35 protein-coding genes, 1 tRNA gene and 1 pseudogene are annotated in these 25,883 nt (G+C 64.9%); 15 read left to right on the top strand and 22 right to left on the bottom strand.

Features of this window, described 5'->3' with window-relative positions:
- Positions 1–4 precede the first annotated feature (4 nt).
- Genes VRZ08_RS00945 through VRZ08_RS00895 form a run of 11 tightly spaced genes read left to right on the top strand, consistent with a single transcriptional unit; the run spans position 5 to position 5,056 of the window.
- On the top strand, positions 5–1,015 hold the full coding sequence (locus tag VRZ08_RS00945; RefSeq protein WP_414531276.1) for a hypothetical protein: 1,011 nt from the start codon (positions 5–7) through the stop codon (positions 1,013–1,015).
- 10 nt (positions 1,016–1,025) lie between these two features.
- Positions 1,026–1,643, top strand: a complete 618-nt coding sequence (locus VRZ08_RS00940) for a lambda exonuclease family protein (protein WP_414531275.1) — start codon at positions 1,026–1,028, stop codon at positions 1,641–1,643.
- Positions 1,640–2,056 carry a recombination protein NinB gene (locus VRZ08_RS00935; RefSeq protein ID WP_414531274.1) on the top strand — a complete coding sequence of 139 codons (417 nt, stop codon included), beginning with the start codon at positions 1,640–1,642 and terminating at the stop codon, positions 2,054–2,056. The genes VRZ08_RS00940 and VRZ08_RS00935 overlap by 4 nt, the downstream gene beginning before the upstream one ends.
- Positions 2,053–2,319 carry a hypothetical protein gene (locus tag VRZ08_RS00930; RefSeq protein WP_414531273.1) on the top strand — a complete coding sequence of 89 codons (267 nt, stop codon included), beginning with the start codon at positions 2,053–2,055 and terminating at the stop codon, positions 2,317–2,319. The genes VRZ08_RS00935 and VRZ08_RS00930 overlap by 4 nt, the downstream gene beginning before the upstream one ends.
- Positions 2,316–2,603, top strand: a complete 288-nt coding sequence (locus VRZ08_RS00925) for a hypothetical protein (protein ID WP_414531272.1) — start codon at positions 2,316–2,318, stop codon at positions 2,601–2,603. Before VRZ08_RS00930 ends, VRZ08_RS00925 begins: the two co-directional genes overlap by 4 nt.
- A complete protein-coding gene (locus tag VRZ08_RS00920; RefSeq protein WP_414531271.1) occupies positions 2,600–2,995 on the top strand; it encodes an HNH endonuclease in 396 nt (131 codons plus the stop codon). The genes VRZ08_RS00925 and VRZ08_RS00920 overlap by 4 nt, the downstream gene beginning before the upstream one ends.
- Positions 2,992–3,186, top strand: coding sequence for a hypothetical protein (locus VRZ08_RS00915; RefSeq protein ID WP_414531270.1), 195 nt, complete (start codon positions 2,992–2,994; stop codon positions 3,184–3,186). The genes VRZ08_RS00920 and VRZ08_RS00915 overlap by 4 nt, the downstream gene beginning before the upstream one ends.
- On the top strand, positions 3,183–3,572 hold the full coding sequence (locus VRZ08_RS00910; RefSeq protein ID WP_414531269.1) for a hypothetical protein: 390 nt from the start codon (positions 3,183–3,185) through the stop codon (positions 3,570–3,572). The genes VRZ08_RS00915 and VRZ08_RS00910 overlap by 4 nt, the downstream gene beginning before the upstream one ends.
- An 8-nt stretch (positions 3,573–3,580) precedes the next feature.
- Positions 3,581–3,814, top strand: a complete 234-nt coding sequence (locus tag VRZ08_RS00905) for a hypothetical protein (RefSeq protein WP_414531268.1) — start codon at positions 3,581–3,583, stop codon at positions 3,812–3,814.
- A 25-nt stretch (positions 3,815–3,839) separates the two neighbouring features.
- Positions 3,840–4,841, top strand: coding sequence for a tyrosine-type recombinase/integrase (locus VRZ08_RS00900; protein ID WP_414531267.1), 1,002 nt, complete (start codon positions 3,840–3,842; stop codon positions 4,839–4,841).
- Positions 4,838–5,056 (top strand): hypothetical protein, encoded by a 219-nt coding sequence (locus VRZ08_RS00895; RefSeq protein WP_414531266.1) that lies wholly within the window; start codon positions 4,838–4,840, stop codon positions 5,054–5,056. The genes VRZ08_RS00900 and VRZ08_RS00895 overlap by 4 nt, the downstream gene beginning before the upstream one ends.
- Positions 5,057–5,104: 48 nt before the next feature.
- On the opposite strand, the gene VRZ08_RS00890 is transcribed toward VRZ08_RS00895, so the two are convergent.
- From VRZ08_RS00890 to VRZ08_RS00860, 7 genes are all read right to left on the bottom strand, one after another.
- Positions 5,105–5,182: transfer RNA gene (locus tag VRZ08_RS00890), tRNA-Pro, on the bottom strand.
- Positions 5,183–5,515: 333 nt separating this feature from the next.
- Positions 5,516–6,235 (bottom strand): MerR family transcriptional regulator, encoded by a 720-nt coding sequence (locus VRZ08_RS00885; RefSeq protein WP_414531265.1) that lies wholly within the window; start codon positions 6,233–6,235, stop codon positions 5,516–5,518.
- Between the two features lie 14 nt (positions 6,236–6,249).
- The gene (locus VRZ08_RS00880) at positions 6,250–6,606 is read right to left on the bottom strand and encodes an integration host factor subunit alpha (RefSeq protein WP_164571976.1); all 357 of its coding nucleotides are present in this window, start codon (positions 6,604–6,606) and stop codon (positions 6,250–6,252) included.
- A 134-nt stretch (positions 6,607–6,740) separates the two neighbouring features.
- The gene (locus VRZ08_RS00875; RefSeq protein ID WP_107344666.1) at positions 6,741–7,718 is read right to left on the bottom strand and encodes a beta-ketoacyl-ACP synthase III; all 978 of its coding nucleotides are present in this window, start codon (positions 7,716–7,718) and stop codon (positions 6,741–6,743) included.
- The gene (gene plsX / locus VRZ08_RS00870; protein WP_107355801.1) at positions 7,715–8,776 is read right to left on the bottom strand and encodes a phosphate acyltransferase PlsX; all 1,062 of its coding nucleotides are present in this window, start codon (positions 8,774–8,776) and stop codon (positions 7,715–7,717) included. The genes VRZ08_RS00875 and plsX overlap by 4 nt, the downstream gene beginning before the upstream one ends.
- A gap of 240 nt (positions 8,777–9,016) precedes the next feature.
- Positions 9,017–9,583, bottom strand: a complete 567-nt coding sequence (locus tag VRZ08_RS00865) for a YceD family protein (protein ID WP_414531264.1) — start codon at positions 9,581–9,583, stop codon at positions 9,017–9,019.
- Positions 9,584–9,600: 17 nt separating this feature from the next.
- Positions 9,601–10,137: a ubiquinol-cytochrome C chaperone family protein gene (locus VRZ08_RS00860; RefSeq protein ID WP_414531263.1), complete on the bottom strand. Its 537-nt coding sequence runs from the start codon at positions 10,135–10,137 to the stop codon at positions 9,601–9,603.
- A 108-nt stretch (positions 10,138–10,245) separates the two neighbouring features.
- Here VRZ08_RS00860 and VRZ08_RS00855 point away from each other — a divergent pair, with 108 nt between their 5' ends.
- Positions 10,246–10,731, top strand: coding sequence for an outer membrane protein assembly factor BamE (locus VRZ08_RS00855; RefSeq protein ID WP_107344662.1), 486 nt, complete (start codon positions 10,246–10,248; stop codon positions 10,729–10,731).
- A gap of 120 nt (positions 10,732–10,851) precedes the next feature.
- Here the strand turns inward: VRZ08_RS00855 and VRZ08_RS00850 are convergent, their stop codons facing one another.
- From VRZ08_RS00850 to glyA, 13 genes and pseudogenes are all read right to left on the bottom strand, one after another.
- Positions 10,852–11,715, bottom strand: a complete 864-nt coding sequence (locus VRZ08_RS00850; RefSeq protein WP_414531262.1) for an alpha/beta fold hydrolase — start codon at positions 11,713–11,715, stop codon at positions 10,852–10,854.
- 35 nt (positions 11,716–11,750) lie between these two features.
- Complete coding sequence (locus VRZ08_RS00845) at positions 11,751–11,909, bottom strand: hypothetical protein (protein ID WP_165858132.1); 159 nt, start codon at positions 11,907–11,909, stop codon at positions 11,751–11,753.
- 102 nt (positions 11,910–12,011) lie between these two features.
- Positions 12,012–12,543 (bottom strand): annotated as a pseudogene (locus VRZ08_RS00840) (REP-associated tyrosine transposase).
- Between the two features lie 158 nt (positions 12,544–12,701).
- A complete protein-coding gene (locus tag VRZ08_RS00835) occupies positions 12,702–12,944 on the bottom strand; it encodes a DUF2171 domain-containing protein (protein WP_199852141.1) in 243 nt (80 codons plus the stop codon).
- A 161-nt stretch (positions 12,945–13,105) separates the two neighbouring features.
- Positions 13,106–15,226 (bottom strand): sodium-translocating pyrophosphatase, encoded by a 2,121-nt coding sequence (locus tag VRZ08_RS00830; protein ID WP_263988538.1) that lies wholly within the window; start codon positions 15,224–15,226, stop codon positions 13,106–13,108.
- 230 nt (positions 15,227–15,456) lie between these two features.
- Positions 15,457–16,428, bottom strand: coding sequence for a thiamine-phosphate kinase (gene thiL / locus VRZ08_RS00825; RefSeq protein WP_414531261.1), 972 nt, complete (start codon positions 16,426–16,428; stop codon positions 15,457–15,459).
- 120 nt (positions 16,429–16,548) lie between these two features.
- Positions 16,549–17,331 (bottom strand): hypothetical protein, encoded by a 783-nt coding sequence (locus VRZ08_RS00820; RefSeq protein WP_414531260.1) that lies wholly within the window; start codon positions 17,329–17,331, stop codon positions 16,549–16,551.
- 61 nt (positions 17,332–17,392) lie between these two features.
- Positions 17,393–17,902, bottom strand: coding sequence for a transcription antitermination factor NusB (nusB, locus tag VRZ08_RS00815; protein ID WP_414531259.1), 510 nt, complete (start codon positions 17,900–17,902; stop codon positions 17,393–17,395).
- Positions 17,903–17,907: 5 nt separating this feature from the next.
- On the bottom strand, positions 17,908–18,399 hold the full coding sequence (gene ribH, locus VRZ08_RS00810; RefSeq protein ID WP_011158279.1) for a 6,7-dimethyl-8-ribityllumazine synthase: 492 nt from the start codon (positions 18,397–18,399) through the stop codon (positions 17,908–17,910).
- Positions 18,400–18,524: 125 nt separating this feature from the next.
- Complete coding sequence (locus VRZ08_RS00805) at positions 18,525–19,133, bottom strand: riboflavin synthase (RefSeq protein WP_107344657.1); 609 nt, start codon at positions 19,131–19,133, stop codon at positions 18,525–18,527.
- Between the two features lie 10 nt (positions 19,134–19,143).
- Complete coding sequence (gene ribD / locus VRZ08_RS00800) at positions 19,144–20,313, bottom strand: bifunctional diaminohydroxyphosphoribosylaminopyrimidine deaminase/5-amino-6-(5-phosphoribosylamino)uracil reductase RibD (protein WP_414531258.1); 1,170 nt, start codon at positions 20,311–20,313, stop codon at positions 19,144–19,146.
- Positions 20,310–20,792 (bottom strand): transcriptional regulator NrdR, encoded by a 483-nt coding sequence (gene nrdR, locus VRZ08_RS00795; RefSeq protein WP_107344655.1) that lies wholly within the window; start codon positions 20,790–20,792, stop codon positions 20,310–20,312. The genes ribD and nrdR overlap by 4 nt, the downstream gene beginning before the upstream one ends.
- A 103-nt stretch (positions 20,793–20,895) precedes the next feature.
- Entirely contained in the window at positions 20,896–22,194 is a 1,299-nt protein-coding gene (gene glyA, locus VRZ08_RS00790) for a serine hydroxymethyltransferase (protein ID WP_263988533.1), read from the bottom strand.
- Between the two features lie 461 nt (positions 22,195–22,655).
- Between glyA and VRZ08_RS00785 the strand changes: the two genes are divergently transcribed.
- Together VRZ08_RS00785 and VRZ08_RS00780 are read left to right on the top strand one after the other, a co-directional pair.
- Positions 22,656–23,219: a hypothetical protein gene (locus VRZ08_RS00785; protein WP_414531257.1), complete on the top strand. Its 564-nt coding sequence runs from the start codon at positions 22,656–22,658 to the stop codon at positions 23,217–23,219.
- Between the two features lie 154 nt (positions 23,220–23,373).
- Entirely contained in the window at positions 23,374–23,739 is a 366-nt protein-coding gene (locus VRZ08_RS00780) for a cupin domain-containing protein (protein WP_414531256.1), read from the top strand.
- A gap of 184 nt (positions 23,740–23,923) precedes the next feature.
- Here the strand turns inward: VRZ08_RS00780 and VRZ08_RS00775 are convergent, their stop codons facing one another.
- Entirely contained in the window at positions 23,924–24,130 is a 207-nt protein-coding gene (locus VRZ08_RS00775; protein ID WP_107346597.1) for a hypothetical protein, read from the bottom strand.
- 275 nt (positions 24,131–24,405) lie between these two features.
- On the opposite strand from VRZ08_RS00775, the gene yghU reads away from it, so the two are divergent.
- Positions 24,406–25,278 (top strand): glutathione-dependent disulfide-bond oxidoreductase, encoded by an 873-nt coding sequence (gene yghU, locus VRZ08_RS00770; RefSeq protein ID WP_346294658.1) that lies wholly within the window; start codon positions 24,406–24,408, stop codon positions 25,276–25,278.
- Positions 25,279–25,462: 184 nt separating this feature from the next.
- Here the strand turns inward: yghU and VRZ08_RS00765 are convergent, their stop codons facing one another.
- A complete protein-coding gene (locus VRZ08_RS00765; protein ID WP_408018627.1) occupies positions 25,463–25,864 on the bottom strand; it encodes a group III truncated hemoglobin in 402 nt (133 codons plus the stop codon).
- Positions 25,865–25,883: the final 19 nt, after the last annotated feature.

Here is a 25,883-nt window from a genome sequence, read left to right as displayed (position 1 = left end):
CCACATGAACGCAATCGTCACTCTCGATAGCATCCTTGAGCCGCCGGCGGGGACGCCTGCGCTGACCGCCGCCGACCTGTTCGGCACCGGGAACGTCGCGCAGATCGTTGATGCGATCGAGGCACAGGTTCGCGCCGAGGCGTTCGACGTCACCACCGAGGCCGGGCGCAAGCACGTCAAATCCGTGGCCTACAAGGTGGCGCGGTCGAAAACGATCCTGGACGAGATCGGCAAGGAACACGTCGCCGAGATCAAGAAGCAGTCGGCCGGGATCGACGCCGAGCGCAAGGCCCTGCGCGACCGCCTGGACGCGCTTAAGGGCGAGATCAGCCGCCCGGTGGACGAATGGGAGGAAGCCGAGGCCAACCGCATCAGCGGCCACGAAAACGCGCTGGTTGCCATCGTGGAGGCCGGGCGCGGCGAAGGGCAAGGCATCTATCGCACGCCGGCCGACATCGGCGCCGCGATCGAGCACGTCCGGAAGCTTTGCCGGCGCGATTGGCAGGAATTCCACGAACGCGCCGAGGCCGCCGCCAGCGAGGCACTTCCGAAGCTGGAAGCCGCCATGAAGGCCGCCGAACAGGCCGCGGCCGAGCGCGCCGAGCTGGAAGCCCTGCGCGCCGAGAAGGCAGAACGGGACGCCCGCGACGCCGCGGAGCGCCAGCGGGCCGCCCAGGAGCAGGCAGAGGCCGAACAGAAGGCCAGCGCCGAGGAACAGGAGCGCCAGCGCGCCGCGCAGCTCGCCGCCTGGAAGGCCGAGCAGGAGGCCAAGGCAAAGCAGGAGGCCGAGGACGCCGCCGCGCGCGCCATCGAGCAGGAGCGCGCCCGCGTCGCCGCCGAGCAGGCCGAGCGGGAGGCCGCCGAGCGCAAGCGCCAGGATAGCAAGCGCAACCGCGACCGCGTGCACGCGAAGATCCGCGGCGTTCTTCTCTCATACATGGGCGACGACGACGCAAACCGCCTGATCGCCGAAATCGCCGCCGGCGACGTCCCGCACCTGTCCATCACCTATTGAGGCCGCAGCAATGGCAATCGAGATTTTCGACGTCGAGCAGAATTCGCCCGAGTGGCATCGCGCCCGCATGGGCATCCCGACCGCCTCTTGCTTCTCTCAGATCCTCGCCAAAGGCGAAGGCAAGACGCGCCGAACCTACATGCTCAAAATTGCCGGCGAGATCATCACCGGCGAGCCGGATCAGAGTTGGGGCGGCAACGAGCACACCGAACGCGGCCACGCGATGGAGCCAGAGGCCCGCGATCTGTACCAATTCCAGACCGGTGCTGATCTGCGCCGCGTCGGCTTCATCCGAAATGGCCGCGTCGGCTGTTCGCCTGACAGCCTGATCGGAGACGACGGCGGGCTTGAGATCAAGACCAAGCTCCCGCACTTGCTCATTGAGTTGATGCTGAAAGACGAGTTCCCGCGCGAGCATATCGCCCAGGTGCAAGGAACGCTCTGGATCACCGAACGCGAATGGTGGGACATCGCCGTCTATTACCGCTGCATCCCTCTGTTCAAGAAGCGTGCCTACCGCGATGAAAAGTATATCCAGAGCCTCGCGACGGAAGTCGATCGCTTCAACGCGGAGCTTGACGGGATCGTGGCCGAGATCCAGCGGCGCGGCGAGGCGCTGGCGGCATGACGAACCGTGCCCTGTTAGTTCTCAACTCCCGCGCGGTCCGTCAGAAGGCCATCGACTGGATCATGCGCGTGCCGGCTGGAACGCGCGTCGAGTTCAAGGAGCCGCAGCGCACCCTCGATCAGAACAGCCGGCTATGGGCGATGCTCACCGATATCGCCCGGCAGAAGACCCTTGAGGGCCGCAAGTGGACCACCGATCAGTGGAAGGTGATCTTTCTCCGCGCGCTAGGACACGAGCACGAGTTCATTCCGGCGCTGAACGGCGCCGGCTTCATCCCCTACGGGCAGTCGAGCAGCGATCTCGGCGTTCGGGAAATGTCCGACCTGATCGAGTTCATGCTCGCCTGGGGCGCCGAGCAGACTCCGCCGGTGGAGTGGAGCGAACCGCGAGCGAAGAAGGAGGACGCGGCATGACGTGGCGCGACACCGCAAAGGGCATCATCGCGGAGCTGACCGCCGACCTACCGAAGGACGCGCCGTTCTGCGACCGCGTGAAGCTGCTCCGTGACAACTACCCATTCGCGCGCCGCAGCGGGTTTGCCTACCGGGTATGGTGTGAGGAACAGCGCAAATATCTTGTCCAGTTTCTCCCGCCCAAAGGCTCGAAGCGATACCCGCGGCTCCCTCTCGAAATAGCCATAGACGACGCCATGAACCGCGAGGGCGCCGCCACATGAAGAAAGCGGAAAAGGAGCATATCGAGGCCGTTGGCGAGTGCTGGGGCCGAGTACTCATCGCGACGACGGTTGCCGTCAGGTCAAGCCCGCGGTTCACAGGCTTAGACAAGCTACGCGGACCGATCGCGATGCAAGCTGCGTTGAAGGCGACAGGCTTCGGAAACGCTGCGCTGATCATCCCGCGCGCAATCGGCGACAATCGTCATTGTCAGGGCGTGGCGGACGAAGTTTTTGCCGACGCCGTCAGGGCTGGCGAGCGCGCTTTTGTAGCGGTGCCGGCATGACCGACACATCCCGCAGCGTCCCTGAGTGGATCGGAAAGACGCCCGATAGCAAGATCCCGGACCGCGTCAAGGACCGCATCGCGGCCAGGGCCGGAGATTGTTGCCCGAAATGCACGCGCGACATCAAGCCGCCACTGCGCGCCGAGTTCGATCACGTCGTGCCGTTGATCCTCGGCGGACAACACCGCGAGAGCAATTTGCAGTTGCTCTGCGACCAGTGCCACGAGGCAAAAACGAAACTCGACGTGAGGCTAAAGGCGAAGGTTGCCCGCGTTCGCCAGCGACAACTTGGAATTACTCGGCCGCGCCAGACGATCAAAGGCGGAGGATTCCAACGCTCCGAACCGCAGCGCAAGGCGTCGCGCCCGGTCAGCAAATGGAGGGGGTTTTGACCACAAAGAAATGGCACGTCTACGGGAAGGTGTACGCGACGAAATACCTCGGGTGCTTCGAAGCCGCGACTTCCGACGAAGCCGAATCTATGGCGCTCGAAGCAAACGGGCACGTTTCGGTCTGCCACCAGTGCTCCAGCGAGGTCGAAGACCCTGAGATTGATTGGTGCAACGTGGAGGAAGACAAGTGATCGACGGCGACGCCAAATCCTTGCGCGATCAGATAAGCCGGATCAGCGCTGAGCGCGACGCGATCCTGCGGCAGGCCGAGGCCCACGCTCTTGAGGCGCGAACCGCGAACGCAACGATCTACGAAATCTATCGGGTCGTGTCCGGCGCGACCGGCGAACCCGGCAACTGGAACGGCGCCGAGCCGGTGCGAAAGGCGTTCGAGGCCCAACGCGCAGAGGCCAAGAGGCTGACGCAGGGCTATCGGGACATCATGCGCGCGGCGATCGAGGGCCGCATTTGCGACGATGTGGCGTGGTTCGATACGATCACCACGCTGCACGACTTCTGCGACTTCATGATCAATCCCGCGACATGGGCGGCAGCAGAAACAGAGGCGGCCCGATGAAACGAGGCATGAGCAAGGAGGAAGCCGCCGCCTATTGCGGTTGCGAGACGCTGGCGGCGTTCGATCAGTGGCGCAAGAAGGGCATCGTTCCCGATGCGATCCCCGGCACGAACCGGTGGGATCGCAAGGCGATTGACCAAGCCCTAGACCGCGCGTCCGGCCTTGTGACAGGATCGGGCGAGCTATCGCCCTATCAGCGATGGAAGGCCGAGAATGCCGCGAATAAAACGCAAGCCGCTTAAGCTCAAAGGCATCAAGCGGGTTGCAATGAAGCTCGCTGATGGTTCGGTTCGCGTGTATTTGTACCACCGAGCCACCGGCGAGCCGCTGGACGAAAGCCGGCTGGTCGAGAGCTACGCAGAGGCCGAAAAGAAGAAGCGGCGTCGCGGCGGCAAAACACTAACTGACCTTATCAGGTTTTTCGACACTTCCGAGACCTTCGCCTCATTGAGCGCCGAGCACCGGAAGCAATACGTCTGGAAGTTCGCGCGGATCGAAAAGAAGTGGGGCACCGTCCCCGAAGACACCTTCAACAATCAGGACGACGCCGACGCATTCGCCGCCGACGCGCTCGCGTGGCACCAGGAGATCGGCAAGACCTCGCGCCGATCGGCCGACAACCTCATGTCGGCGCTATGCCGCGTTCTCAGCTTCGCGAAGGAAAAGCGGCGTATCAAATTCCACCCGATCCCGACTTTCGAGCGGCTGTACAAGAGCGAACGGGCCGACAAGGTATGGCCGCCCGAGCTGCAGCAGAAGTTCATCAGCACCGCCCGGCCGGCGATGAAAACCGCGATGATTCTGGTCCGGAATACGGCAATGCGGGCGATCGACATTCGCGGGTTCGCCTGGACCCGCTACGACGGCCAGCGCGTGCAGATCCGGTCACACAAGACGGGCAAATGGCTTTGGATACCGGCCACCCGCGAGCTGCGCGCGCACCTGGACGGCCTAAAGCGGACGGGAGCCCTGGTGCTGCTCACACCCAGCGGCAAAGCCTATACCCGCCGGTACTTCAACGAGCACTTCCGCGAGGATGCCGACGCGATCGGCGCCGGCGATCTGAATTTCCACGACAACCGCGGCACGGCAGCAACGCTGCTGGCCGAGGCTGGCGCTACGGCGCCCGAGATCGCCGAGGCGCTGACCTGGACAGTCGATAAGGCGCAGCGGATCATTGATTCCTATCTGGCGCGCCGCGGCGTGCTCGCGGCGAACGCCATCGCGAAGCTTGAGGACTACCGAGACCGGCAGGAGCAGAAATCATGAGCCGCACGCTTGCCGAAGAACTCGCCCATGAACAAGAGCTGATCCGCCGCCGTTTCGTGCACGCGACGCGGCCGCGCGGCCCGATGACCATTGCCGAAGCGATGGAGTTTTGCTCCAGAATGGACGGCGTTACGCTGAAATCCGACGGAAGAGACGAGAGCCAAGGCGCACAATCAGCGAACAGAATTGGCAAAGATTTGGCAAATGGCAGATAGGCGCCAAATCGGCGCCCACCCTAATCCGCTGATCTGTCTTTAGAAAAATGGTCGGAGCGAAAGGATTTGAACCTTCGACCCCTAGTCTCCCAGACTAGTGCGCTAACCGGGCTGCGCCACGCTCCGATGCCGTTTCGGCCCTGATGCTGTAGCGGCGATCGCGCGTTCGCGCAAGCTGCGGAGGATCAATTCGGGGGCGTGTTTGCCGAAGAATGCGGGGCCGGATCTGGCGATCCGGTCCGACCGCAACCTCAGACGCCGCCGGCCGTTTCCGTCCTCCCACAATCGACTCACCGGAGTGGCCGAGCGCGTCCCCAAGCGACGGTCAGTCAACTGCGCTCAAGTCTTCGCAGACAAGCTCGACGGTGGCTGGCCGGACAACCCGGCGTGGCGAAACTGAAAGCTCTGCCGAACTTTAGAGCCGATTCTTGAGGCTACTGCTCAAGACTGTCGCTGCGCTCAGCCGTCCTTGATCGCGGCGTCGAGCAGTTCGCGGCAGGCGATCAGATCGGTCAATGCGGCGCGAAGCGGACCAAGATCAACCGGTGGCGGGGCCGGCGGCGCCTTGGCGGCGGGGAACTCCAACGGCGGCAGATCGAACCGCGGTGCGCGGCCGGGAGCTGCCATGACGGCAGCCGGCTCGACGGCGAAATCGTCGTCGTGGTCGTCGTCCTCGTGATCGTCGAACCGCGGCGCGTGGCGCGACTCGGCCTCGACGTGGCGTCGCGGCGCGGGTGCTGCGCGCCGATCCGGCTCGGCCATCGCGGCGTGCAGGTCGAGCCCTTCGTCCTCGCCATCGTAGTCGTCGTCATCGGCGTCGATGCCGCCGGGGACGGGCTCGAACTCTTCTTCCTCGGCCACGGTCCGGGTGATCGCCGCCTCGACCGCGCCGAAGCTGGCGTGGACCTCGGCATCGGCCAGCCGCTGCACCGATTTGATGCTGTGCTCTTTCAGGATCCGCTGCACACCGCGGATGGTGTAGCCCTCGCCGTACAGCAGACGGCGGATGCCCTTGAGCAGATCGACGTCGTCGGGCCGGTAGTAGCGCCGCCCGCCGGACCGCTTCATCGGCTTGATCTGGGTGAACCGTGTTTCCCAGAACCGCAGCACGTGCTGCGGAATGTCGAGCTCGGCTGCGACCTCGCTGATGGTGCGGAATGCGTCGGGTGCCTTGTCCAAAGGCCAGCTCCCCGTCAGCTGCCGGATGCGGTTGCGGCTGCGTTTTCTTCAGACTCGTCGTCGGTTGCCGGCACGGCACCATTGGCGTTGATGCGCTGCTTCAGGATCGCCGATGGCTTGAACACCATCACCCGGCGCGGCGAGATCGGCACTTCGGTGCCGGTCTTCGGGTTGCGCCCGATGCGTTGCCCCTTTTGCCGGACCAGGAAGGACCCGAACGACGACAGCTTCACCGTCTCGCCCCGCTCGAGGCAGTCGGTGATCTCTTTCAACACCAGTTCGACGAATGCCGACGACTCGGTGCGTGACAGGCCGACCTTCTGATAGACCGCCTCGCATAGATCGACACGTGTGACTGTTCGTCCGGCCATCGCCTGCCCCACCTCACGGCGAAAGAAAAAATCCGCGCTGAAATTAAGAGGTTAACTACCGGCGGTCAACTCCACCGCGTCTCAAAGTTAGCACCGAACGCCATGGAAATGCTGCTAAAATTTTACGCGCACAACTACCAGCGGAGCAGCGCGGCGCCCCAGGTGAAGCCGCCGCCCATCGCCTCGAGCAGAACGAGGTGGCCCTTCTGGATGCGGCCATCGGCGACCGCAGTGCACAACGCCAACGGAATCGAGGCCGCCGAGGTATTGCCGTGACGGTCGACCGTCATCACCACCTTCTCGGGCGCAATGTGCAGCTTCTGCGCCGAGGCGTCGATGATCCGCTTGTTGGCCTGATGCGGCACGAACCAGTCGACATTGTCGGCGCTGGTGCCGGAGGCGTTGAAGGCATCGACGATCACCCCGGTGATCATGCCGACCGCGTGCTTGAACACCTCGCGCCCTTCCATCCGCAGATGGCCGACTGTCTGGGTGCTCGACGGGCCCCCGTCGACGTATAATTTGTGTTTGTGACGGCCGTCCGAACGCAGATGTGTGGTCAGCACGCCGCGGTCGGCCGAGGTGCCCCAGCCTTCCTGCGCCTCGAGCACGATCGCGCCGGCGCCGTCGCCGAACAGAACGCAGGTGCCGCGATCATTCCAGTCGAGGATGCGGGAGAACGTCTCGGCGCCGATCACCAGCGCCCGCTTGGCCGAGCCGGCGCGCAGGTAATTGTCCGCAGTGGCGACCGCGAACACGAAGCCGGAGCACACCGCCTGCAGGTCGAAGGCGACGCCGTGGGTCATGCCGAGTGCGGCCTGAACCTGCACCGCGGTCGCCGGGAAGGTATGGTCCGGGGTCGAGGTCGCCAGCACGATCAGGTCGATCTGATCGGCAGTCAGGCCCGCATTGTCGAGCGCCGCCTGGGCGGCTTTGGTTGCGAGATGCGAGGTGAATTCGCCGTCGGCGGCGATGTGGCGTTCGCGGATTCCGGTGCGCTGGACGATCCATTCGTCCGAGGTGTCGACCGTCCGGGCCAGTTCTTCGTTGGTGAGGACCCGCTCCGGCAAGTAAGCGCCGCAGCCCAGTACGACCGAACGAATCACCGTCACGAGACAACCTCCTGAGCGCTCGGCGTCGCGACCAACGCGCCGGCATCACGATTGAGCGTTTGATTGATCTTGGTCAGGAGATCGTAGCGAACCATGTCATAGCCAACATCGACCGCGTAGGCAAAGCCCTCGGCATTGGTTCCGCCGTGGCTCTTGACCACGATTCCGTTAAGCCCGAGGAAAACGCCGCCGTTGGACTTGTTGGGGTCCATCTTGTCCTTGAGCGCCTTGAAGGCGTCGCGCGCGAACAGATAGCCGATCTTCGACCGCCAGGTCCGGGACATCGCGGCGCGCAGATATTCGGCGAGCTGGCGGGCGGTGCCCTCCGCGGCCTTCAGCGCGATATTGCCGGCGAAGCCCTCCGACACGATGACGTCGGCGGCTCCCTTGCCGATGCCGTCGCCCTCGACGAAGCCGATGAAGTCGAAGCGCTGCGAATTCATCGCGCGCAGCAACTCAGCCGCCTCGCGAATCTCCTCGCCGCCTTTGATCTCCTCGACGCCGATGTTGAGCAGGCCAACGGTCGGCCGCTCCAGGTCGAACAGCACGCTGGCCATCGCCGCGCCCATGATCGCGAGCGCCTTCAGGTGCTGCGCGTCGCCGCCGATCGAGGCGCCGAGATCGAGCACCACCGAATCGCCCCGCATCGTCGGCCAGGTGGCGGCGATCGCCGGACGGTCGATGCCCGGCAGCGTGCGCAGACAGAATCGCGCCATCGCCATCAGCGCGCCGGTGTTGCCGGCCGAGACCGTGACGTCGGCCTCAGTCTTCTTCACCGCATCGATCGCCTGCCACATCGACGATTTGTAGCGACCGCGGCGCAGCGCCACGCTCGGCTTGTCGTGCATCGCCACGGCGACGTCGGTGTGAATGACACGCGAGGCTTTGCGCAGCGCCGGATGCGCGGCCAGCTCTTTCTCGATCAGCTTGGCGTCGCCGTAGAGCAGGAATTCAACGTCCGGATGCCGGCCGAGTGAGATCGCCGCGCCGGGTATCACGACGGAGGGGCCGAAATCGCCCCCCATTGCGTCGAGCGCGATTCGAACTTTTTGAGGCATGGGCGTTCCGGAAGCCTGATCGCCTGCGACCTTGTGCGCTTGGCCGTGGACTCAAAAAAAGCCCCGTCGGGGCGGTGAAAAGCGTGCAGCGCTGCACACCGATTTGGCCGGACAATAGCCATTCTCCGCCCCGATACAACATCTTGATCGGGCAGATTTAAGTCGCATTTCGTAGCGTGTGCGCATGATTTTCGGCTGCGAACAGGCCGCGTCTGCGGCGGCTGGGCGGACGCTGTCCGCTCAGCCCTTTTTCGGCTTGCGCGGGCTCTCGGAGCCCACCGGCTGCTGCAGCGCTTTCAACGCCGCGAACGGGTTCATATCGGGATCGTCGCGGTCGACGACCGGCTCGAACACCGCATCCGGTTTGCGCGGATAAGGATCGAGTCCGAGATACAACGCATCGGTGGCGACTCGGCCGATATCGATGATGCCGCGTTCGATCGCCTCCGGCGGATCGCCTGGATCGGGCTCGCCCTCTTCGTCGACCGTGTCGGACAGCTCGCGAATCTGCTCCGGCGGCAGGAAGGTGAGATCAACGCTCTCGTCGATGACGTTGTCGACCGGATCGAGCGTCACCACGCAGGTCTGCGTCACCTTGGCGCGCACCCGTCCGGTGAGATGGACGCGGCCGTCAGTGAACGGCTTCAGATCAAATGACGCGGTGGCCTCCGCGACCCCGCGCAGATCGCCGAGCGCGCTGATCGCCTCCCGCTCCGCGGCGCTCGCAACGATGTCGCGGTGCAGCCCGGTCTCGGGAATCTGCAGCACCACCACCGGCACGCTCCACGGATTGTCTTCGCTCGCCATCGTCGAAAGTCCTCGTCTTAAGCGGTCGGCTGCGGAAGCGGCAGCTCGCCGCTGCGCAGCTTGGCCGGCGGCACCGCGTCGAGCGCGTCGATCACTTGCCCGACATAGACCGCCAGCTTGCGCGCGTTCTCAATGTCGGCGCCGTCGAGAACGTTCCGGTTCAGCGCCAGCTCGAGGTCCTCGCGGCCTTCGGTCAACGCCAGATCATACGCCGCCGAGCGGCCGTAGAACGCCTCGCCGAACGCCTGCATCCGCTTCGGCACCGACAGGTCGCCGACGCCAAGCTCGCGCAGGTTGGCGTCGAGGTCGCTGCAGAAATAGTCGAACAGCGCCTGGGCGAAGGTCGATGCGTCCTGGATGCTGCGAATCCGCCGCAGCACCAGCCACAGATGGACCACCAGCATCTCGAATCGGCCGTTGACGGTGTCGGCGACGCCGAATTGCTGGTAAAAGACCGGCAGGCGCGACTGCGCCACGATCGTGCCATAGATCGCTTCAATGGTGCCGCGCGGCGGCGTCCGGGGCGGACGGAGCAGATTGAACGGCCAAATCATTGCGGGTTCCAGGTCCGGGCCCGTACGGGCCTTTCGGGATTGCTTTCCGAGTTCCTGCCCGGTACGTCAACGCCCTGCGCGATGCAAGGGGATGAGGCCAACTCCCGGATGAGTATTTCGATCGACCGACGCGGGCGCGCCAACGCGCTGCGAAGCCGTTTTTCGCTGCCGCGCAACCTCGGCCTGGCCGTGGCGCTGACGCTGGTCGGCGCCGGCATGGGTGCCTGCACGTCAGAGCAATTCCAGAAGGGTTACATTCTGCCCAATGGCGCGCTGGAGCAGATCCCGATCGGCGCCAGCCAGGATCAGGTGCTGCTGGTGATGGGCACGCCGTCGACGGTGGCGACCCTGGACGGCGAGGTGTTCTACTACATCTCGCAGCGCACCGAGCGTGCGGTGGCGTTCATGCCGCAGAAGGTGATCGACCAGCGCGTGATCGCGATCTATTTCGACAAGAACCGCCAGGTTCGCCGTATCGCCAATTACGGCCTGCAGGACGGCAAGATCTTCGACTTCATCAGCCGCACCACGCCGACCTCCGGTCAGGAGATGAGCTATCTGGCGCCGCTGTTCCGGCTGATCAGCTTCCGCTAAGGCGGAGGCGGATCAACGCAATGGGTTTGATGGGTTTCGCTTACGCTCAACCCATCCTACCTGAGCCTTCGTAGGATGGGTTGAGCGCAAGCGAAACCCATCTCAGCAGCGCCGTCCCGGCTACGCCAGCCCCTTCCCTCGCGCCCACTCCGCAATCGTCGCGTTGACGTCATCGGGTGCGTCCTGCTGCACCCAATGCGACGCGCGCGGCAGCTTGTGCAGGGTGAAGTCCTCGACGAACTGCTCGTTGCCTTCGGTCAGCGCGATGTCGAGCGCGAGATCGTCCTTGCCCCAAATCATCAGCGTCGGCACGGTGATCACCGGATTGCTGCCGGCGCCGCCGGCAAGGCCGGAGAAATTGGCGCGATAGTAGTTCAGCATCGCGGTTGCCGCACCCGGCTGCAGGATATTGCGGCGATAGATCTCGAGCTGTTCGGCCGGGATCTTGTGGCTGTGGCTCTTGAACATCTTCACCAGCGGCGCGCCGCCCTTGCGGGTCAGCAGCCATTCGGGCAGCCACGGCAATTGGAAGAACGCGACGTACCAGGAGCGGCGGCGTTGCGCCCAGCCGCGGGCGAGCTCACGCGCAAACGCATCCGGATGCGGCGCGTTGAGGATAATCAGCCCGTCGAGATGCACCTTGCCGCGCAGCGCGGTCTGCCAGGCGATCACGCCGCCCCAGTCGTGGCCAATCAGGATGCGGCGCTTGCCGCCAAGCGCGGCGAACAGCGCCGCGACGTCGTCGGTGAGGTGCTCGATCGAGTATGCCGCCTTACCCTCGGGCCGCGAGGTGCCGCCATAGCCGCGCAGATCCGGCGCCACCACCCGCCAGCCGAGCTCTGCCAGGAACGGGATCTGCCGATGCCAGGATTGCCGCGCCTCCGGAAATCCATGCAGCAACAGCGCGACGGTGTTGCCCTGCCCCGCGGTGTCGACCGCAAAGCGCAGTCCGTTGGCCTCCAGCGTCGCCGTCTCGATCGCCATCCTCAAGTCCCTGCCCTGTGATGGCCGATCCTACACTAGGATTTGTCCTTGTTGATCTTCTTGATCTTGGCGTCGGTCGTCTCGATCGAACTCGCCAGCTCCAGAATCGCCTTCGACAGCAATTCGATCGCTTCCTTCTGATCCTGAGACTTGGCCGCGCGCAGCGCGTAGTTCTTGGCGGATGACAGTGACATGGGGGCTCCTATTCTTGTGTCGACGATTGCTGCTCATCGATGTAGCAGACACGCGGCATTTGTAGGATGGGTTGAGCGCAGCGAAACCCATCAGCCCGACGGTTATCGCTCGCCGCAATCAATCTGCATCTCTCGACCATCCCCACCCCAATCGCGCGGATAGACACCGCTGCGCACCATCGCTCTGAACGACGAATACGGCCAGTCGATTACCCGGCTAACGTAGCCGTGCTTCACGGGATTGAAATGGATGTAATCGGCATGAGCCGCAAAATCGCGCTCATCGCGAAGGGTATGTTCCCAGAATCGACGTTGCCACAGTCCACGCTCCGCCCTGGCGGCGCGACTCGACGAGATCGTTTCGATCGACGGCAGTCGCCGGGAAAATGCAGACTTAACCAAGCGCCACCGAGTTGAATAGTCGGCGTCACCTTGGGGTAACGTCCAGATTGCATGGAGATGATCGGGTAGCACGACAATCGCGTCGATTGCGAAAGGATGCCGTCGTCGCACATACCGGCATGCGGCCTGAAGCTCCGCGATGTGGTCGATCAGCAATGCAGACCGGCGGTCGTTCAAATCACAGAAAAAAGAAGGTGCCGCCGGGTACAAAATTGCGCCGATACGACGTCATCGAAGCCGCCCCCACACGCCAAGCCCGTAGGATGGGTTGAGCGTAAGCGAAACCCATCGAAGGAGCAGCCGAAAAATCGGCCGAAATTGGGAGGCGCCGACGATTACCAGCATACTGAGAGAGCGATGGGTTTCGCTGCGCTCAACCCATCCTACGAACTACTTTTCTTCTTCCATCGACACCGCGACGGCGGCGTTGGCGGACAGGCGCACCTTGTTGCCTTCCACTTCGGCGACCAGGCCGCCGTCGATGAAGTGGTGGTGACCCTTGTGATGGCCCTCGCCGCTGTCCTTCTTGGTCAGCTTGATGCGATTGCCGTCGACACGATCGACGGTGCCGACATGCACGCCGTCGGCGCCGATGACTTCCATATGTTCCTTGATACCGCTCACACCGCTCATGTCGTGATCCTTCCGCAAGATGGGAACGGGTAACGCGGCGAGTTTCAATAGGTTCAATCCGAAGACGGGTGAGCTCGGGAGCGCCCTACGATAGCGGCTTCAAAGCAAAAGCCCCGCGGCTTTCGCCGCGGGGCTTTGTCTTGGACCAACCGGTCTGGCGCTTAGTGCGCCAGGATCGCCAGCAGCAGCAGGGCGACGATGTTGGTGATCTTGATCATCGGGTTCACGGCCGGACCCGCGGTGTCCTTGTAGGGATCGCCGACGGTGTCGCCGGTCACCGCGGCCTTATGGGCGTCGGAGCCCTTGCCGCCGAAGTGGCCGTCCTCGATGTACTTCTTGGCGTTGTCCCAGGCGCCGCCGCCCGAGGTCATCGAGATCGCGACAAACAGGCCGGTGACGATGACGCCGAGCAGCATAGCGCCGACCGCCGAGAACGCCGCCGACTTGCCGGCCGCACCGCCACCCGCGATCGCATAGATCGCGAAGTAGACGAAGATCGGCGACAGCACCGGCAGCAGCGACGGGATGATCATTTCCTTGATCGCCGCCTTGGTCAGCAGGTCGACCGCCTTGCCGTAGTCCGGCTTGTCGGTACCCTTCATGATGCCGGGCTTTTCGCGGAACTGGCGACGCACTTCCTCGACGATCGCGCCGGCGGCGCGGCCGACCGCGGTCATGCCCATCGCGCCGAACAGGTACGGCAGCAGGCCGCCGAACAGCAGGCCGACCACGACGTACGGGTTGTTCAGCGAGAAGTCCGGGGCGACGCCGACGAAGTACGGCGACTTCTGGGCAATAAAGAACTTGAGGTCTTCATTGTAGGCCGCGAAAAGCACCAGCGCGCCGAGACCGGCCGAGCCGATCGCGTAGCCCTTGGTGACCGCCTTGGTGGTGTTCCCGACGGCGTCGAGCGCGTCGGTCGACTTGCGCACTTCCTTCGGGAGGCCGGCCATTTCGGCGATGCCGCCGGCGTTGTCGGTGACCGGACCGAAGGCGTCGAGCGCGACGATCATGCCGGCGAGCGCCAGCATGGTGGTGGTGGCGATCGCGATGCCGAACAGGCCGGCAAGGCTGTAGGTGATCAGGATGCCGGCGATGATCACGATCGCGGGCAGCGCGGTCGCTTCCATCGAGATGGCGAGGCCCTGGATCACGTTGGTGCCGTGGCCGGTGACCGAGGACTGGGCAATCGACTTCACGGGGCGGAAGTCGGTGCCGGTGTAGTACTCGGTGATCCAGATGATCAGGCCGGTGACCGCGAGGCCGACGACGCCGCACAGGAACAGCGACATGCCGGTGTAGCTGACGCCCGGCAGCGCGCCGAAGCCAACCAGCCAGTAGATTGCGGCGCCGACGCCGATCAGCGACAGCACGCCGGTGGCGATCAGGCCCTTGTACAGCGCGCCCATGATCGACTGGGAAGCGCCGAGCTTGACGAAGAAGGTACCGACGATCGAGGTCAGGATGCAGATGCCGCCGATGGCCAGCGGCAGCGTCATCACATTCTGCAGATGTGCCGGATCGGCGCTGCCGAAGAAGATCGCGGCGAGCACCATGGTGGCGACCGCGGTCACCGCATAGGTCTCGAACAGGTCGGCCGCCATGCCGGCGCAGTCACCGACGTTGTCGCCGACGTTGTCGGCGATCGTCGCCGGGTTGCGCGGATCGTCTTCCGGAATGCCGGCTTCGACCTTGCCGACGAGGTCGCCGCCGACGTCCGCACCCTTGGTGAAGATGCCGCCGCCGAGACGGGCGAAGATCGAGATCAGCGAGGCGCCGAAGCCGAGGGCCACCAGCGCGTCGACCACGGTGCGGCTGTTGGCCTGCAGACCGGCGAAGTGGATCAGGTAGATGAAGTAGAGGGTGACGCCCAGCAGCGCGAGACCGGCGACCAGCAGGCCGGTGATCGCGCCCGCCTTGAAGGCGAGCTCGAGGCCGCCGGCGAGCGAGGTGGTGGCCGCCTGTGCGGTGCGGACGTTGGCGCGCACCGACACATTCATGCCGATGAAGCCGGCCGCGCCGGACAGGATCGCGCCGATCGCGAAGCCGATCGCCACGAGGATGCCGAGGAAGTAAGCGAGCAGCGCGAAGATCACCACGCCGACGATGGCGATGGTCATGTATTGGCGCTTCAGATAGGCCTGCGCGCCTTCACGCACCGCGCCCGCGATTTCCTGCATCCGCGCGTTGCCCTGGTCGGCGGCGAGCACCGACGAGGTCGCCCAGATGGCGTATACGATCGATAGCGCTCCGCAGAGCACGATCACCCATAGAGCTGTCATACCTGATTGCCTCAGTCCCGAGTTTCACCCCCGTGCCTGCGCTGCGGGAGCGGCGCGGGCGCGCAACAAGATGGCGTGCCCTCTTTTGCGGGGCAGCCTCAAATCGCGGCGAACCTTGCCAAAATCACAGGTGCTCCGCAATCGCTGCGAAGGGACTAAGCTGGGCTTTTCCGCTGACCTTCGGAGTATTCCAGCGAACTTCCTCTCGCTGGAATACCAGTGACTAAGCGTCAGAAATGACTGAAAGACAGCGTCTTCAGCGGGATTTCAGCGCCGCCCGCGCCGAGCCAGCGCGGCGGTGTGGTTCCGTCTTCGGCAACGCCGATGACTGTCACCTGCACATGGCTCCGCTGCGCCGCAGCAAGGAACTGATCGAGATTGTTTTGTGCAACGCCGCAAAGCAGTTCGTAGTCATCACCGCCGCTGAGTAATCGCGCCAGCTTCGACTCATCGGTTCCCGCGATCGCACGCGCAGCCTCCGACAACGGCACGGCGGCCGCGTCGAGAGTCGCGGTGACGCCGGAAGCGGCGCACATCTTGGCGAGATCGCCGGCGAGCCCATCCGAGATGTCCATCGCCGCGCCGGCATAATCGCGCACGGCCTCGGCCAGCGCCGAGCGCGGCTGCGGCACCCGATAGCGGTCGATCAGGAAGGCGCGGTCCTCGTCGCTCGCGGCAACCGCCCGGCCCTGCAACAGGTCGAGCCCGAGCGCCGCATCGCCGATTGTGCCGGTGACGACGATCGCGTTGCCGGGGCGCAGCGCGTCGCGCGCCACCATCCGGCCCGGCGGCACCCGGCCGAGCGCAGTCACTGAGATCATCATCGGGCCGGGAGTCGAGACCGTGTCGCCGCCGAGCAGCGGGCAGCGGAACGTCGCCGCATCCTCGCCGAGCGCGGCAGCGAACGGGGCAAGAAAGCCCTCATCGGCCTGACGCAGCGCCAGCGTCAGCAGAAAGCCGGCCGGCGCGGCGCCCTTGGCGGCCAGATCGGAGAGATTGACCCGGAGCGCCTTGCGGGCGATCGCAGCGGGCGGGTCGCCCGGCAGGTAATGCACGCCTTCGACGATCGCGTCGGTGGTCAGCACCAGATCGCTGCCCGTGGCCGCCAAGACAGCGGCGTCATCCACCAGCCCCCGCGCCCCCGGATCGATCGCCAGAGGCTTGAAGTACCGAGCGATCAGATCGTCTTCACCGGAGGGCATCGTCACAGTATCTCGGGGCCGCTGCATCAGCCCGCCAATTGAGAAAGTGGCACTCACTGAAAGGCCAGAACACGGTCCAAAGCAAGCTGCTCTCTGGGCCGATCGCGCTTGCCGTGAAAGTCACTCCGCTTGCAACAAGGTGATATCCTCGACCGGACCGATAGCCCGCCGGACGAACTCGACGATGGCGAGGCCTTGCCTGTCGGCCATCTCTGAGGCCGGGGTGCCGGTGCGTTCATCGTTCCAGACCGTCCACACCGCCAGCAGTCCCGGAAGGGCCTCGATTCTGGCATCGCAAAGCCTTGCGTCGACATCGCAGTGAACCTCGGCTGCGACGGGACGCATCCCATCGTTACGCCGATCTGCGGCCGGCTCCACGCCAGAAGTAGTCTCCTTGCCAAGGGTGCGCTCCCGAAGATGGATCGACGGCGGCAATCGGCTGAGAATCCCCTTGGTCTGACCGCGGCAGACCGCCTTTGACCATTGTCGCGTCAGCAGCGGGCAAATATCTGGCGTGGAGCTCTGCTCAATGATGTTCCGATATCGAAGGATCGAAACGTCCAACATCTGCGCTGGCATAGGCTTGGAGGGATCGCCCGCCTCTTGAAGGTAAGCCCTCGACTTCTTGAGCCGATGCGGCTCGAGGCACTCAACGCAGTGAAAACGACTCAACGCCACCACCGGCACGATCAGATGCTGCCCGCCGACCATGAAGTGGGCGTCCGACGCAAGAAAGCTCACATCAGGCGGCGTTGGCACTTCTGGTGGGGCAAGAGCGAAGTAGAGCGACGTCACCGCTCCAATTGCAAAGACGGAAACAAGGCCGAAGATCACAAGCGATACACAGCCGAGGAAGCCCATTACGACCCATTCCGCAGGCAGCACTCGAACCTTTGACTTCAAGTCGTTTCGAGTTTGTTGGGCGATCGGATTCGATCGGCTGCGTCACCGGCGGGTTGCCCCGCTATCCCTTTGAGAACTCCTCAGCCCTGAACCGCCGCGCGATCTGGTCGAGCACGGCGTTGACCATGCCGGTCTCGTCCTTCTCGACGAAGGCGTGGGCGACGTCGACGTATTCGGAGACGACGACCCGCGCCGGGATGTCCTTGCGGTGTTCGAGCTCGTAGGCTCCTGCCCGCATCACCGCGCGCAGGATCGCGTCGATCCGCGCCAGCGGCCAGCCCTTGGCGAGCAGATCGTCGATCAGGGGATCGATCTGCTTCTGATCGCGAACCACGCCGGCGACGATGTCGCGGAAGAACGCGGCTTCGGCCGGCAGATACTGCTCGCCCTCGACCTCATTGCCGATCCAGAAGCTCTCGAACTCGGCGAAGGTCTCGTTGATGCCGGCGCCGCCGATGTCCATCTGGTACAGCGCCTGCACCGCCGCGAGCCGCGCCGCACCGCGGCGGTTGGCCTTACGCTCGCCTTTCGGCACCGGTTTCTTGAACGCGGGTTTGTTGATCTCGGCCATCGGCATCACGCCTTCGCCAGCCGGCGCTTGATCCGCAGCATCGCCAGCGCGGCGCGCGCGGCGTCGCCGCCCTTGTTGAGGTCGCCGGGCTTGGCTCGTGCCCAGGCCTGCTCGTCAGTGTTGACGGTGATGATGCCGTTGCCGAGCGGGAATTTGCGCGCGACGCTGAGGTCCATCAGCGCGCGCGCCGACTCCATCGACACGATCTCGAAATGGATGGTCTCGCCGCGGACCACGCAGCCGAGCGCGATCGCTGCGTCGTAAGGCTTGCCGGCGGCTTCGGCGGAATCGATCGCGATTGCGACCGCGGCCGGGATCTCCAGCGCGCCCGGCACGGTCAGGACGTCGTGGGTGGCGCCGGCGGCCTTCAGCTCGGCGACCGCGCCTTCCAGCAGCGCGTCCTGGATGTCGTCATAGAACCGCGCCTCGACGATCAGGACGCGGGCGCCCGAAACGTCGGTCTGGTCTTTCAGGGGTGCGCGCCGCGCGTCTGCCATACTCTACCTTGCCTTTGATCGTCATGGCCGGGCTTGACCCGGCCATCCATCGTCTTCGGAACGATGGAGCGTTCTTGTTAAGAGGATGGATGCGCGGGTCAAGCCCGCGCATGACGGGAGCGTTGCTATTTCATCTCGCTCAGGCGCGCGGCATAGCGGGCCATCAGGTCGACCTCGATATTGACCTCGCTGCCGACCTGCCAGCCGTTCAGAATCGTCGCCGACAGCGTGTGCGGGATGATCAGCACCGAGAATTTGGTGTCCTCGACGGTGTTCACCGTCAGCGAGGTGCCGTCGAGCGTCACCGAGCCCTTCGGCGCGATGAACCGCGCCAGCTCCCGGCTGGTTTCCAGCGTGAAGCGGGCCATGTCCGGCAGCTCCTCGCGCGCCACCACCTTGGCGATGCCGTCGACATGGCCGGTGACGATGTGGCCGCCGAGCTCGTCGCCGATCTTCAGCGCGCGCTCGAGGTTGAGCCGGGTCCCCGCGGTCCAGGCTTTCGCCGTGGTCTTGGCCAGCGTCTCGGCACCGGCGTCGACCTCGTACCAGGTCTTGCCGCCTTCGGTACCGGAGCCGACCACAGTCATGCAAATGCCGTTCGAGGCGATCGAGGCGCCGTCGGCGATGGTCGACTGGTCGTAGGCGCAGCGGATCCGCAGCCGGTGCAACTGGCCCTGCGCGACCGGCTTGACGGTCTCGATCTCGCCGATGTCGGTGACGATGCCGGTGAACATGGAGTGCCTTCTAGTTCGAATCGTAAATGGTGAGGGTATCTGCGCCAACCCGCTCGGTGCTGCGCGAGCGCCAGCGCGGTGAGTCGGTGATCGCTGTCAGCGGCAGGCCGTGCAGCGCATCGATGCCGTCGGCGCCGATCGGATTGTCGCTGCGCCACAGCCAGATTTCATCGGCGAGTTCGCCGGCGACCAGCGAGGCCGCGACGCGGGCGCCGCCTTCGACCAGGAGCCGCGTCACGCCCTTATCGGCCAGCGCGTGCAGCACGGCCGGCAGATCGAGGCCCGGCGTGTCGGCGCAATCGGCGACGTGGCTGACTTCGGCACCGGCCGCGCCGAGCCGCGCAGCAGTAGCAGCTTCGACGGTCTCTGAGGCCATCAGCCACAGCGGCGTGGTGCGGGCGGAATGCAGCAGCTTGCTCGCGGCGGGAATGCGCAAGCTCCGGTCGAGCACCACGCGGATCGGCGACTGCGCCGCCATGCCAGGCAGCCGGCAGGTCAGTTCCGGATCGTCGGCCAGCACGGTGCCGATCCCGACCAGCACCGCGTCGGAACGTGCGCGCAGCAGATGGGTGCGGGCGTTGGCCGCCTCGCCGGTGATCGCGACCGGCTTGTGGCCGGCGGCGGCGATCTTGCCGTCCGCGGAGACCGCCAGCTTCAGCGTCACCTGCGGGCGACGGTCGCGGATGCGGCGAATGTGGCCGGCGTGGTCGCGCGCAGCCTCCTCGGCGCAGACGCCGATCTCCACCGCGATCCCAGCGGCGCGCAGCCGCGCGTGGCCCTGGCCGGCCACCAGCGGATTGGGGTCTTCGATCGCCGACACCACCCGCGCAATGCCGGCGGCGATCACCGCATCGGCGCAAGGCGGGGTGCGGCCGTGATGCGAGCAGGGCTCCAGCGTGACGTACAGCGTCGCGCCGCGGGCGGCCTCACCGGCACGGCGCAGCGCTTCGACCTCGGCGTGCGGACGGCCGCCATCCTGGGTCCAGCCCCGGCCGACGATCACGCCATCCTTGACCAGCACCGCGCCGACCGCGGGGTTGGGCGCGGTGCGCCCCTGGCCGCGCCGGCCGAGCGCCAGCGCCAATTGCATGAACCGGCGGTCGGCGGAATCGCCGGCTTTAGCCGCCTTTTCGGCAGCGAGCTTCTGGCCGATCTGCTCCTCCAGGATGCGGAAGATCATTTGCGGACCAGCGCCGCCCTCGCCTCGTCTTCGTGGGACAGTTCGCCGAGCACGGCCTCGAAATCCTTGGCCTCGCGGAAGTTGCGGTACACCGAGGCGAAGCGGACATAGGCGACGTCGTCGAGCTTGCGCAGGTGATCCATCACGCTCTCGCCGATCGTCTCCGACGAGATCTCGGCCTCGCCGCCGCTTTCCAGCTCGCGCACGATCGCCGACACCATCTGCTCCACCCGCTCCGGATCCACCGGCCGCTTGCGCAAACTGATCTGCACCGAGCGCACCAGCTTGTCGCGGTCGAACGGCACCCGGCGGCCGTTGCGCTTGATCACGATCAGCTCGCGCAGCTGCACCCGCTCGAAGGTGGTGAAGCGGAAGTTGCAGGCGATGCACACCCGCCGGCGCCGGATCACCGAGGAATCCTCGGTCGGCCGGCTATCCTTCACCTGGGTATCGAGGCTGTTGCAGTTCGGGCAGCGCATTGCTTGTCCCCTAAGTCATTGCCGGGCCTGACCCGGCAATCCATCATCTTGCGAAGGAAGATGGATGCCCGGGTCAAGCCCGGGCATGACGGGCCTTTGGTCGTTACTGATAAATCGGGAAGCGGTCGGTCAATTCCTTCACCCGCTGCTTCACCGAAGCTTCCACCAGCGGCGCGCTGCCGTCCGGCGATTGTGCAATGGCGTTCAGCACTTCAGCGATCAAGTGACCAACCTGCTGGAACTCGGCGACGCCGAATCCGCGAGTGGTCGCCGCCGGGGTGCCGAGACGCAGGCCCGAGGTCACGAACGGCTTCTCCGGGTCGAACGGGATACCGTTCTTGTTGCAGGTGATGCCGGCGCGGACTAGTGCCTTCTCCGACACGTTGCCCTTCAGCCCCTTCGGCCGCAGGTCGACCAGCATGAGGTGGTTGTCGGTGCCGCCGGAAACCAGGTCAAAGCCGGCCGAGCGCAGCGTTTCCGCAAGTGCCTTGGCGTTTTCGACGACGTTCTTCGTGTAGACCTTGAAGTCGGGCTGCAGCGCTTCCTTGAACGCCACCGCCTTGGCGGCGATCACGTGCATCAGCGGGCCGCCCTGCAGGCCGGGGAAGATCGCCGAGTTGAACTTCTTGGCCAGCGCCTCGTCGTTGGTCAGGATCAGGCCGCCGCGCGGGCCGCGCAGCGACTTGTGGGTGGTGGTGGTGACGACATGGGCGTGCGGCACCGGCGAGGCATGGACGCCGCCCGCCACCAGGCCGGCGAAGTGCGCCATGTCGACCATGAAATACGCGCCAACGCTGTCGGCGATCTCGCGGAAGCGCTTGAAGTCCCAGGCGCGCGGATAGGCCGAGCCGCCGGCGATGATCAGCTTCGGCTTGGCCTCCTCGGCGAGCTTGGCGACCGCATCCATATCAATCATCTGGTCTTCGCGGCGCACCGTGTAATGCACCGGCTTGAACCACTTGCCGCTCATGTTGACCGGGGCGCCGTGAGTGAGATGGCCGCCGGCGGCCAGATCGAGGCCCATGAAGGTATCGCCGGGCTGCAGCAGCGCCAGGAACACCGCCTGGTTCATCTGGCTGCCGGAGTTCGGCTGGACGTTGGCGAAGCCCGCGCCGAACAGCTTCTTGGCGCGATCGATGGCGAGGTTCTCGGCGACGTCGACGAATTCGCAGCCGCCGTAATAGCGGTTGCCCGGATAGCCTTCCGCGTATTTGTTGGTCATCACCGAGCCCTGCGCTTCCAGCACCGCGCGGCTGACGATGTTCTCGGAGGCGATCAGCTCGACCTCGTGGCGCTGGCGGCCGAGTTCGCCGCGGATCGCAGCGGCGATCTCGGGATCGGCCTGCTCCAGCGAGGCGGAGAAGAAGCTGTCGGGCGCGGACGCGGGATTGGCTGTGCTCATGGGAAAAGTCTCCACCGTCGCAGCCGGTTCATCGGGTGCGAGCGGTTACGGGATAGCGGTTCGGAAGCGGCGGCTGCCGCATAGCACATCCGGCCCCGCCGGCCAAGGATCTGAACCATGCATTGCGGCATCCGGCCTCAGCCCCGCCCAGATATGGTGGCTGCGACAGAGTTGCAGAAGGGGCTGCCAAACTGCTTCGAAATGCGTGGTTTTGCGCCCAGCGGCCTGTCGGGGAGTTCGCTCCCGCCTTGCGGGGACGGATCAGGGATGGGCGTCCACGAGTCGAAAGCCGGCCACTCCGGCAAAGCTGATCGCCGAACTTAGCGTTTGACGGGAGCTCGACAGGAGCGCAACCGGCTACGACCGGCTGCGATGCGTCCAGACCAGGACGCAACCGCCCGCCCCCCGCCGCTCCGATCGCAGTCGCCCATACTGGCCGCAAAAAGGCTTCAAGCCGTCCAATGACGTTGATCGACAAATACGTGCCAGCGTTCAGCTTCAACGAGCGCCATGCCATCCAGGTCGACGCGCCGGGCGACAAGGTGCTCGACGCAATTCTTAGCTTCCGGCCGGAAGATGATCCGTTCTTCCGCCTGATGATCACGTTGCGCGAACTACCGATGCGCACCGCGCGCCTGTTCGGCGGCGGCGGGCAGACCACACCAACAGTGTTCGGCATCGACGACTTTACGCTGCTCGAACACGACGACCAGGAGGTGGTGTTCGGACTGGTCGGCCAATTCTGGCGCCCCGATTTCGGTCTCGTCCGCATTGCGGATGGCGCGGCATTCGCTGCGTTTCAGCGCAGCGGCTTCGTCAAGCTCGGGCTCAACTTCGCGATTGCTCCGCAAAGCGCCGGCCGCATTCGCCTGACGACCGAGACCCGCGCGTTCTGCCCCGATCGCGGCGCCCGCCTGAAGCTGCTGCCGTATTGGTACGCCGTCCGCCCGTTCAGCGGCCTGATCCGCCGCCGCATCCTCGCCGGCCTGAAGCGCCGCAGTGAGGCGGCGTGCGCGAGCGCCTAGCGGCCCAGCATCGCAGCCTACATCCGCGAAGCGAAGCGGGCTTGATCGCTGGCTCCTCACGCTCTGTTATGCTGCAGCAAGCCGGCGCGCGCGGATCGCATCATGCGCGATACGGCTGCCCGCTATCAATGCCTCAACAACAAGGAGCCGCCAAATGATTCAGCAAGGCACGATCGCCGAGAAATTCTCGGCATTCACGGAGCATTGGCGCCCGAAGGTCATCGCCAACCTCAACGGCCAGGAGCTGAAAGTCGTCAAGGTCCAGGGGGTGTTTCCATGGCACCTGCACGAGGATTGCGAGGAGATGTTCCTGGTTTGGAAGGGCCGCTTCCGCGTCGAATTTCGCGACCATGTCGTCGAGATGGGCCCAGGCGACTACATCGTCGTCCCGCGCGGCATCGAGCACCGCACCGCCGCCGATGAAGAAGCCGAAGTGATGATCTTTGAGCCCGCCGAAGTTCGCAACACCGGCAACGTCCTCGACGACACCTTCACGGCGCCGCAGGGGGTGAGAGTTTGAGGGTGATAACCAGGTGTTGGTGACGGGAAGCGTTCTGACACATCAGCACGCTTGAATTGTCGAGACTCTGCACTCTTGCAAGTCGATCTAGACAAATGCACTGCGAGCCTTGCGAGTTCGTTAGCTCCGACGCCGATTGCCTCGGCGCATTTCGTAACCCTTGATCCGAGCTACCGAGCTGCGCTCACAGCGTCTCCTGCTTCGCCCCGCATTCCTTGCAGGTGTAGGCCACGCGGGTGACGCCCTTCGGGGCCTTCACCTTATTCGGGGCGCCGCATTTGCCGCAGGTGGCCATGATCACGGTGTCGCCCTGCTTCACCGTCACGTTGCGGTTCGCCATCGCCTCGCGCATCAGCCGTTCGGCCTCTTCGCGCATCGCCTTCTTGTCCATGTCGTCCATCGTTCGTTGTGTCGTCGCCCCGCGTTGTAGCGCAGCGCGATGACGGCGGCCGCATCAAATCCGCCGCTTCCGGCGAAAATCGGTTGACAGTGGAGCTCTGCAACCTCGCCTGCGGCCTCCCCGCTCGTCGGGCACTGCCTGCGGGCGTCGCAGCCGCTTGCCGGGCATGACCAAGCTGCCGCGATGCCCCTTGCAATGCGCGCGCGGCTCGCCAATCTCTGCTGTCCCGCTCAACCACAATCCGAACCTCAATCCGGAGCCCATTGATGACCGACGCCCCCTACACGCCGCCCAAAGTCTGGACCTGGGACAAGGAGAACGGCGGCAAATTCGCGTCGATCAACCGTCCGATCGCTGGCCCCACCCATGACAAGGAGCTGCCGGTCGGCAAACACCCGCTGCAGCTGTATTCGCTGGCGACGCCGAACGGCCAGAAGGTGACGATCCTGCTCGAGGAGCTGCTGGCGCGCGGCCATAGCGGCGCCGACTACGATGCCTGGCTGATCAAGATCGGCGATGGCGACCAGTTCTCGTCGGGCTTCGTCGCGGTCAATCCGAACTCGAAGATCCCGGCCCTGCTCGACCGCTCGGTGAACCCGCCGCAGCGCGTGTTCGAATCCGGCTCGATCCTGCTGTACCTCGCCGAGAAGTTCGGCGAGTTCATTCCGAAGGATCCGGCCGGCCGCACCGAATGCCTGAACTGGCTGTTCTGGCAGATGGGCTCGGCGCCGTATCTCGGCGGCGGCTTCGGCCATTTCTATGCCTATGCGCCGGAGAAGTGGGAGTACCCGATCAACCGCTTCGCCATGGAGGTGAAGCGGCAGATGGACGTGCTCGACCGCCGGCTTGCCGAGACCGAGTATCTGGCCGGTGCCGAATACTCGATCGCGGACATCGCGGTGTGGCCGTGGTACGGTGGCCTCGCCAACGGCGTGCTGTACGGCGACAGCGCCACCTTCCTGGATGTGGCGAGCTACAAGAACGTGCAGCGCTGGACCAAGGCGATCGGCGCCCGCCCCGCGGTGAAGCGCGGCCGCATGGTCAACCGCATCAGCGGCGACCTCTCCACCCAACTCCACGAACGCCACGACGCCAGCGACTTCGAGACCAAGACTCAGGATAAGCTTGAGGCTAAGTAATCGGGAGAACTCAGACGGGATCGCGTCAGCGCCCTCTCCTCCCCACGTCATTCCGGGGCGCGAACGCAGTTCGCGAACCCGGAATCTCGAAGTTGGCAGGCGAACCGGTGCTACAATCTCGGGATTCCGGGTTCGCTCACTGACGTGAGCGCCCCGGAATGACGGGCTGGATGGCCCCGCCGAACTACACGCTGTGCCTGGGTGTCGCGACTTTGCCTTTGGTCGTGGCGATGCCCATCTCGAAACTGTCGGCGATGCGGCGGGCGCGGATGATGAACTCGGCCGCCACCTCCGGGGTGAACAGCTCGGTTGCGGTCGCTTCGAACAGCTTCAGCCAGCGGTCGAAATGCTCCGGCGCGAGGTTGAGCATCAGATGTGGCCGCATCGGCCGGCCGCCATAACGCCCGGTCTTCAGCAGCATCGACGACCAGAAATCGGTGATCTGGGCGATGTGGTGATCCCAGTCGTGGACAGCGCGGTCGAAGATCGGCCCGATCACCTCGTCCTCCCGGGCGCGGCCATAGAAGGTCCGCACCAGCTGGGCGATCTGGTCGTCGGTCAGAATGTCCGAATGGGCGAGGTTCATGACGACGATGTAGGCCACC

It is taken from the genome of Rhodopseudomonas sp. G2_2311 (assembly GCF_047501505.1).
Taxonomy (GTDB): Bacteria; Pseudomonadota; Alphaproteobacteria; order Rhizobiales; family Xanthobacteraceae; genus Rhodopseudomonas; species Rhodopseudomonas palustris_H.
This window is presented reverse-complemented; position numbering and strand designations above follow the sequence as displayed.

Coding starts and splice junctions, on each gene's coding strand:
- VRZ08_RS00945 (WP_414531276.1), top strand. CDS start 5: ATGAACGCAATCGTCACTCTCGATAGCATCCTTGAGCCGCCGGCGGGG.
- VRZ08_RS00940 (WP_414531275.1), top strand. CDS start 1,026: ATGGCAATCGAGATTTTCGACGTCGAGCAGAATTCGCCCGAGTGGCAT.
- VRZ08_RS00935 (WP_414531274.1), top strand. CDS start 1,640: ATGACGAACCGTGCCCTGTTAGTTCTCAACTCCCGCGCGGTCCGTCAG.
- VRZ08_RS00930 (WP_414531273.1), top strand. CDS start 2,053: ATGACGTGGCGCGACACCGCAAAGGGCATCATCGCGGAGCTGACCGCC.
- VRZ08_RS00925 (WP_414531272.1), top strand. CDS start 2,316: ATGAAGAAAGCGGAAAAGGAGCATATCGAGGCCGTTGGCGAGTGCTGG.
- VRZ08_RS00920 (WP_414531271.1), top strand. CDS start 2,600: ATGACCGACACATCCCGCAGCGTCCCTGAGTGGATCGGAAAGACGCCC.
- VRZ08_RS00905 (WP_414531268.1), top strand. CDS start 3,581: ATGAGCAAGGAGGAAGCCGCCGCCTATTGCGGTTGCGAGACGCTGGCG.
- VRZ08_RS00900 (WP_414531267.1), top strand. CDS start 3,840: ATGAAGCTCGCTGATGGTTCGGTTCGCGTGTATTTGTACCACCGAGCC.
- VRZ08_RS00895 (WP_414531266.1), top strand. CDS start 4,838: ATGAGCCGCACGCTTGCCGAAGAACTCGCCCATGAACAAGAGCTGATC.
- VRZ08_RS00880 (WP_164571976.1), bottom strand. CDS start 6,606: ATGGCCGGACGAACAGTCACACGTGTCGATCTATGCGAGGCGGTCTAT.
- plsX (WP_107355801.1), bottom strand. CDS start 8,776: ATGCCTCAAAAAGTTCGAATCGCGCTCGACGCAATGGGGGGCGATTTC.
- VRZ08_RS00865 (WP_414531264.1), bottom strand. CDS start 9,583: ATGGCGAGCGAAGACAATCCGTGGAGCGTGCCGGTGGTGGTGCTGCAG.
- VRZ08_RS00860 (WP_414531263.1), bottom strand. CDS start 10,137: ATGATTTGGCCGTTCAATCTGCTCCGTCCGCCCCGGACGCCGCCGCGC.
- VRZ08_RS00855 (WP_107344662.1), top strand. CDS start 10,246: ATGAGTATTTCGATCGACCGACGCGGGCGCGCCAACGCGCTGCGAAGC.
- VRZ08_RS00850 (WP_414531262.1), bottom strand. CDS start 11,715: ATGGCGATCGAGACGGCGACGCTGGAGGCCAACGGACTGCGCTTTGCG.
- VRZ08_RS00845 (WP_165858132.1), bottom strand. CDS start 11,909: ATGTCACTGTCATCCGCCAAGAACTACGCGCTGCGCGCGGCCAAGTCT.
- VRZ08_RS00835 (WP_199852141.1), bottom strand. CDS start 12,944: ATGAGCGGTGTGAGCGGTATCAAGGAACATATGGAAGTCATCGGCGCC.
- VRZ08_RS00830 (WP_263988538.1), bottom strand. CDS start 15,226: ATGACAGCTCTATGGGTGATCGTGCTCTGCGGAGCGCTATCGATCGTA.
- thiL (WP_414531261.1), bottom strand. CDS start 16,428: ATGCCCTCCGGTGAAGACGATCTGATCGCTCGGTACTTCAAGCCTCTG.
- nusB (WP_414531259.1), bottom strand. CDS start 17,902: ATGGCCGAGATCAACAAACCCGCGTTCAAGAAACCGGTGCCGAAAGGC.
- ribH (WP_011158279.1), bottom strand. CDS start 18,399: ATGGCAGACGCGCGGCGCGCACCCCTGAAAGACCAGACCGACGTTTCG.
- VRZ08_RS00805 (WP_107344657.1), bottom strand. CDS start 19,133: ATGTTCACCGGCATCGTCACCGACATCGGCGAGATCGAGACCGTCAAG.
- ribD (WP_414531258.1), bottom strand. CDS start 20,313: ATGATCTTCCGCATCCTGGAGGAGCAGATCGGCCAGAAGCTCGCTGCC.
- nrdR (WP_107344655.1), bottom strand. CDS start 20,792: ATGCGCTGCCCGAACTGCAACAGCCTCGATACCCAGGTGAAGGATAGC.
- glyA (WP_263988533.1), bottom strand. CDS start 22,194: ATGAGCACAGCCAATCCCGCGTCCGCGCCCGACAGCTTCTTCTCCGCC.
- VRZ08_RS00785 (WP_414531257.1), top strand. CDS start 22,656: ATGACGTTGATCGACAAATACGTGCCAGCGTTCAGCTTCAACGAGCGC.
- VRZ08_RS00780 (WP_414531256.1), top strand. CDS start 23,374: ATGATTCAGCAAGGCACGATCGCCGAGAAATTCTCGGCATTCACGGAG.
- VRZ08_RS00775 (WP_107346597.1), bottom strand. CDS start 24,130: ATGGACAAGAAGGCGATGCGCGAAGAGGCCGAACGGCTGATGCGCGAG.
- yghU (WP_346294658.1), top strand. CDS start 24,406: ATGACCGACGCCCCCTACACGCCGCCCAAAGTCTGGACCTGGGACAAG.
- VRZ08_RS00765 (WP_408018627.1), bottom strand. CDS start 25,864: ATGAACCTCGCCCATTCGGACATTCTGACCGACGACCAGATCGCCCAG.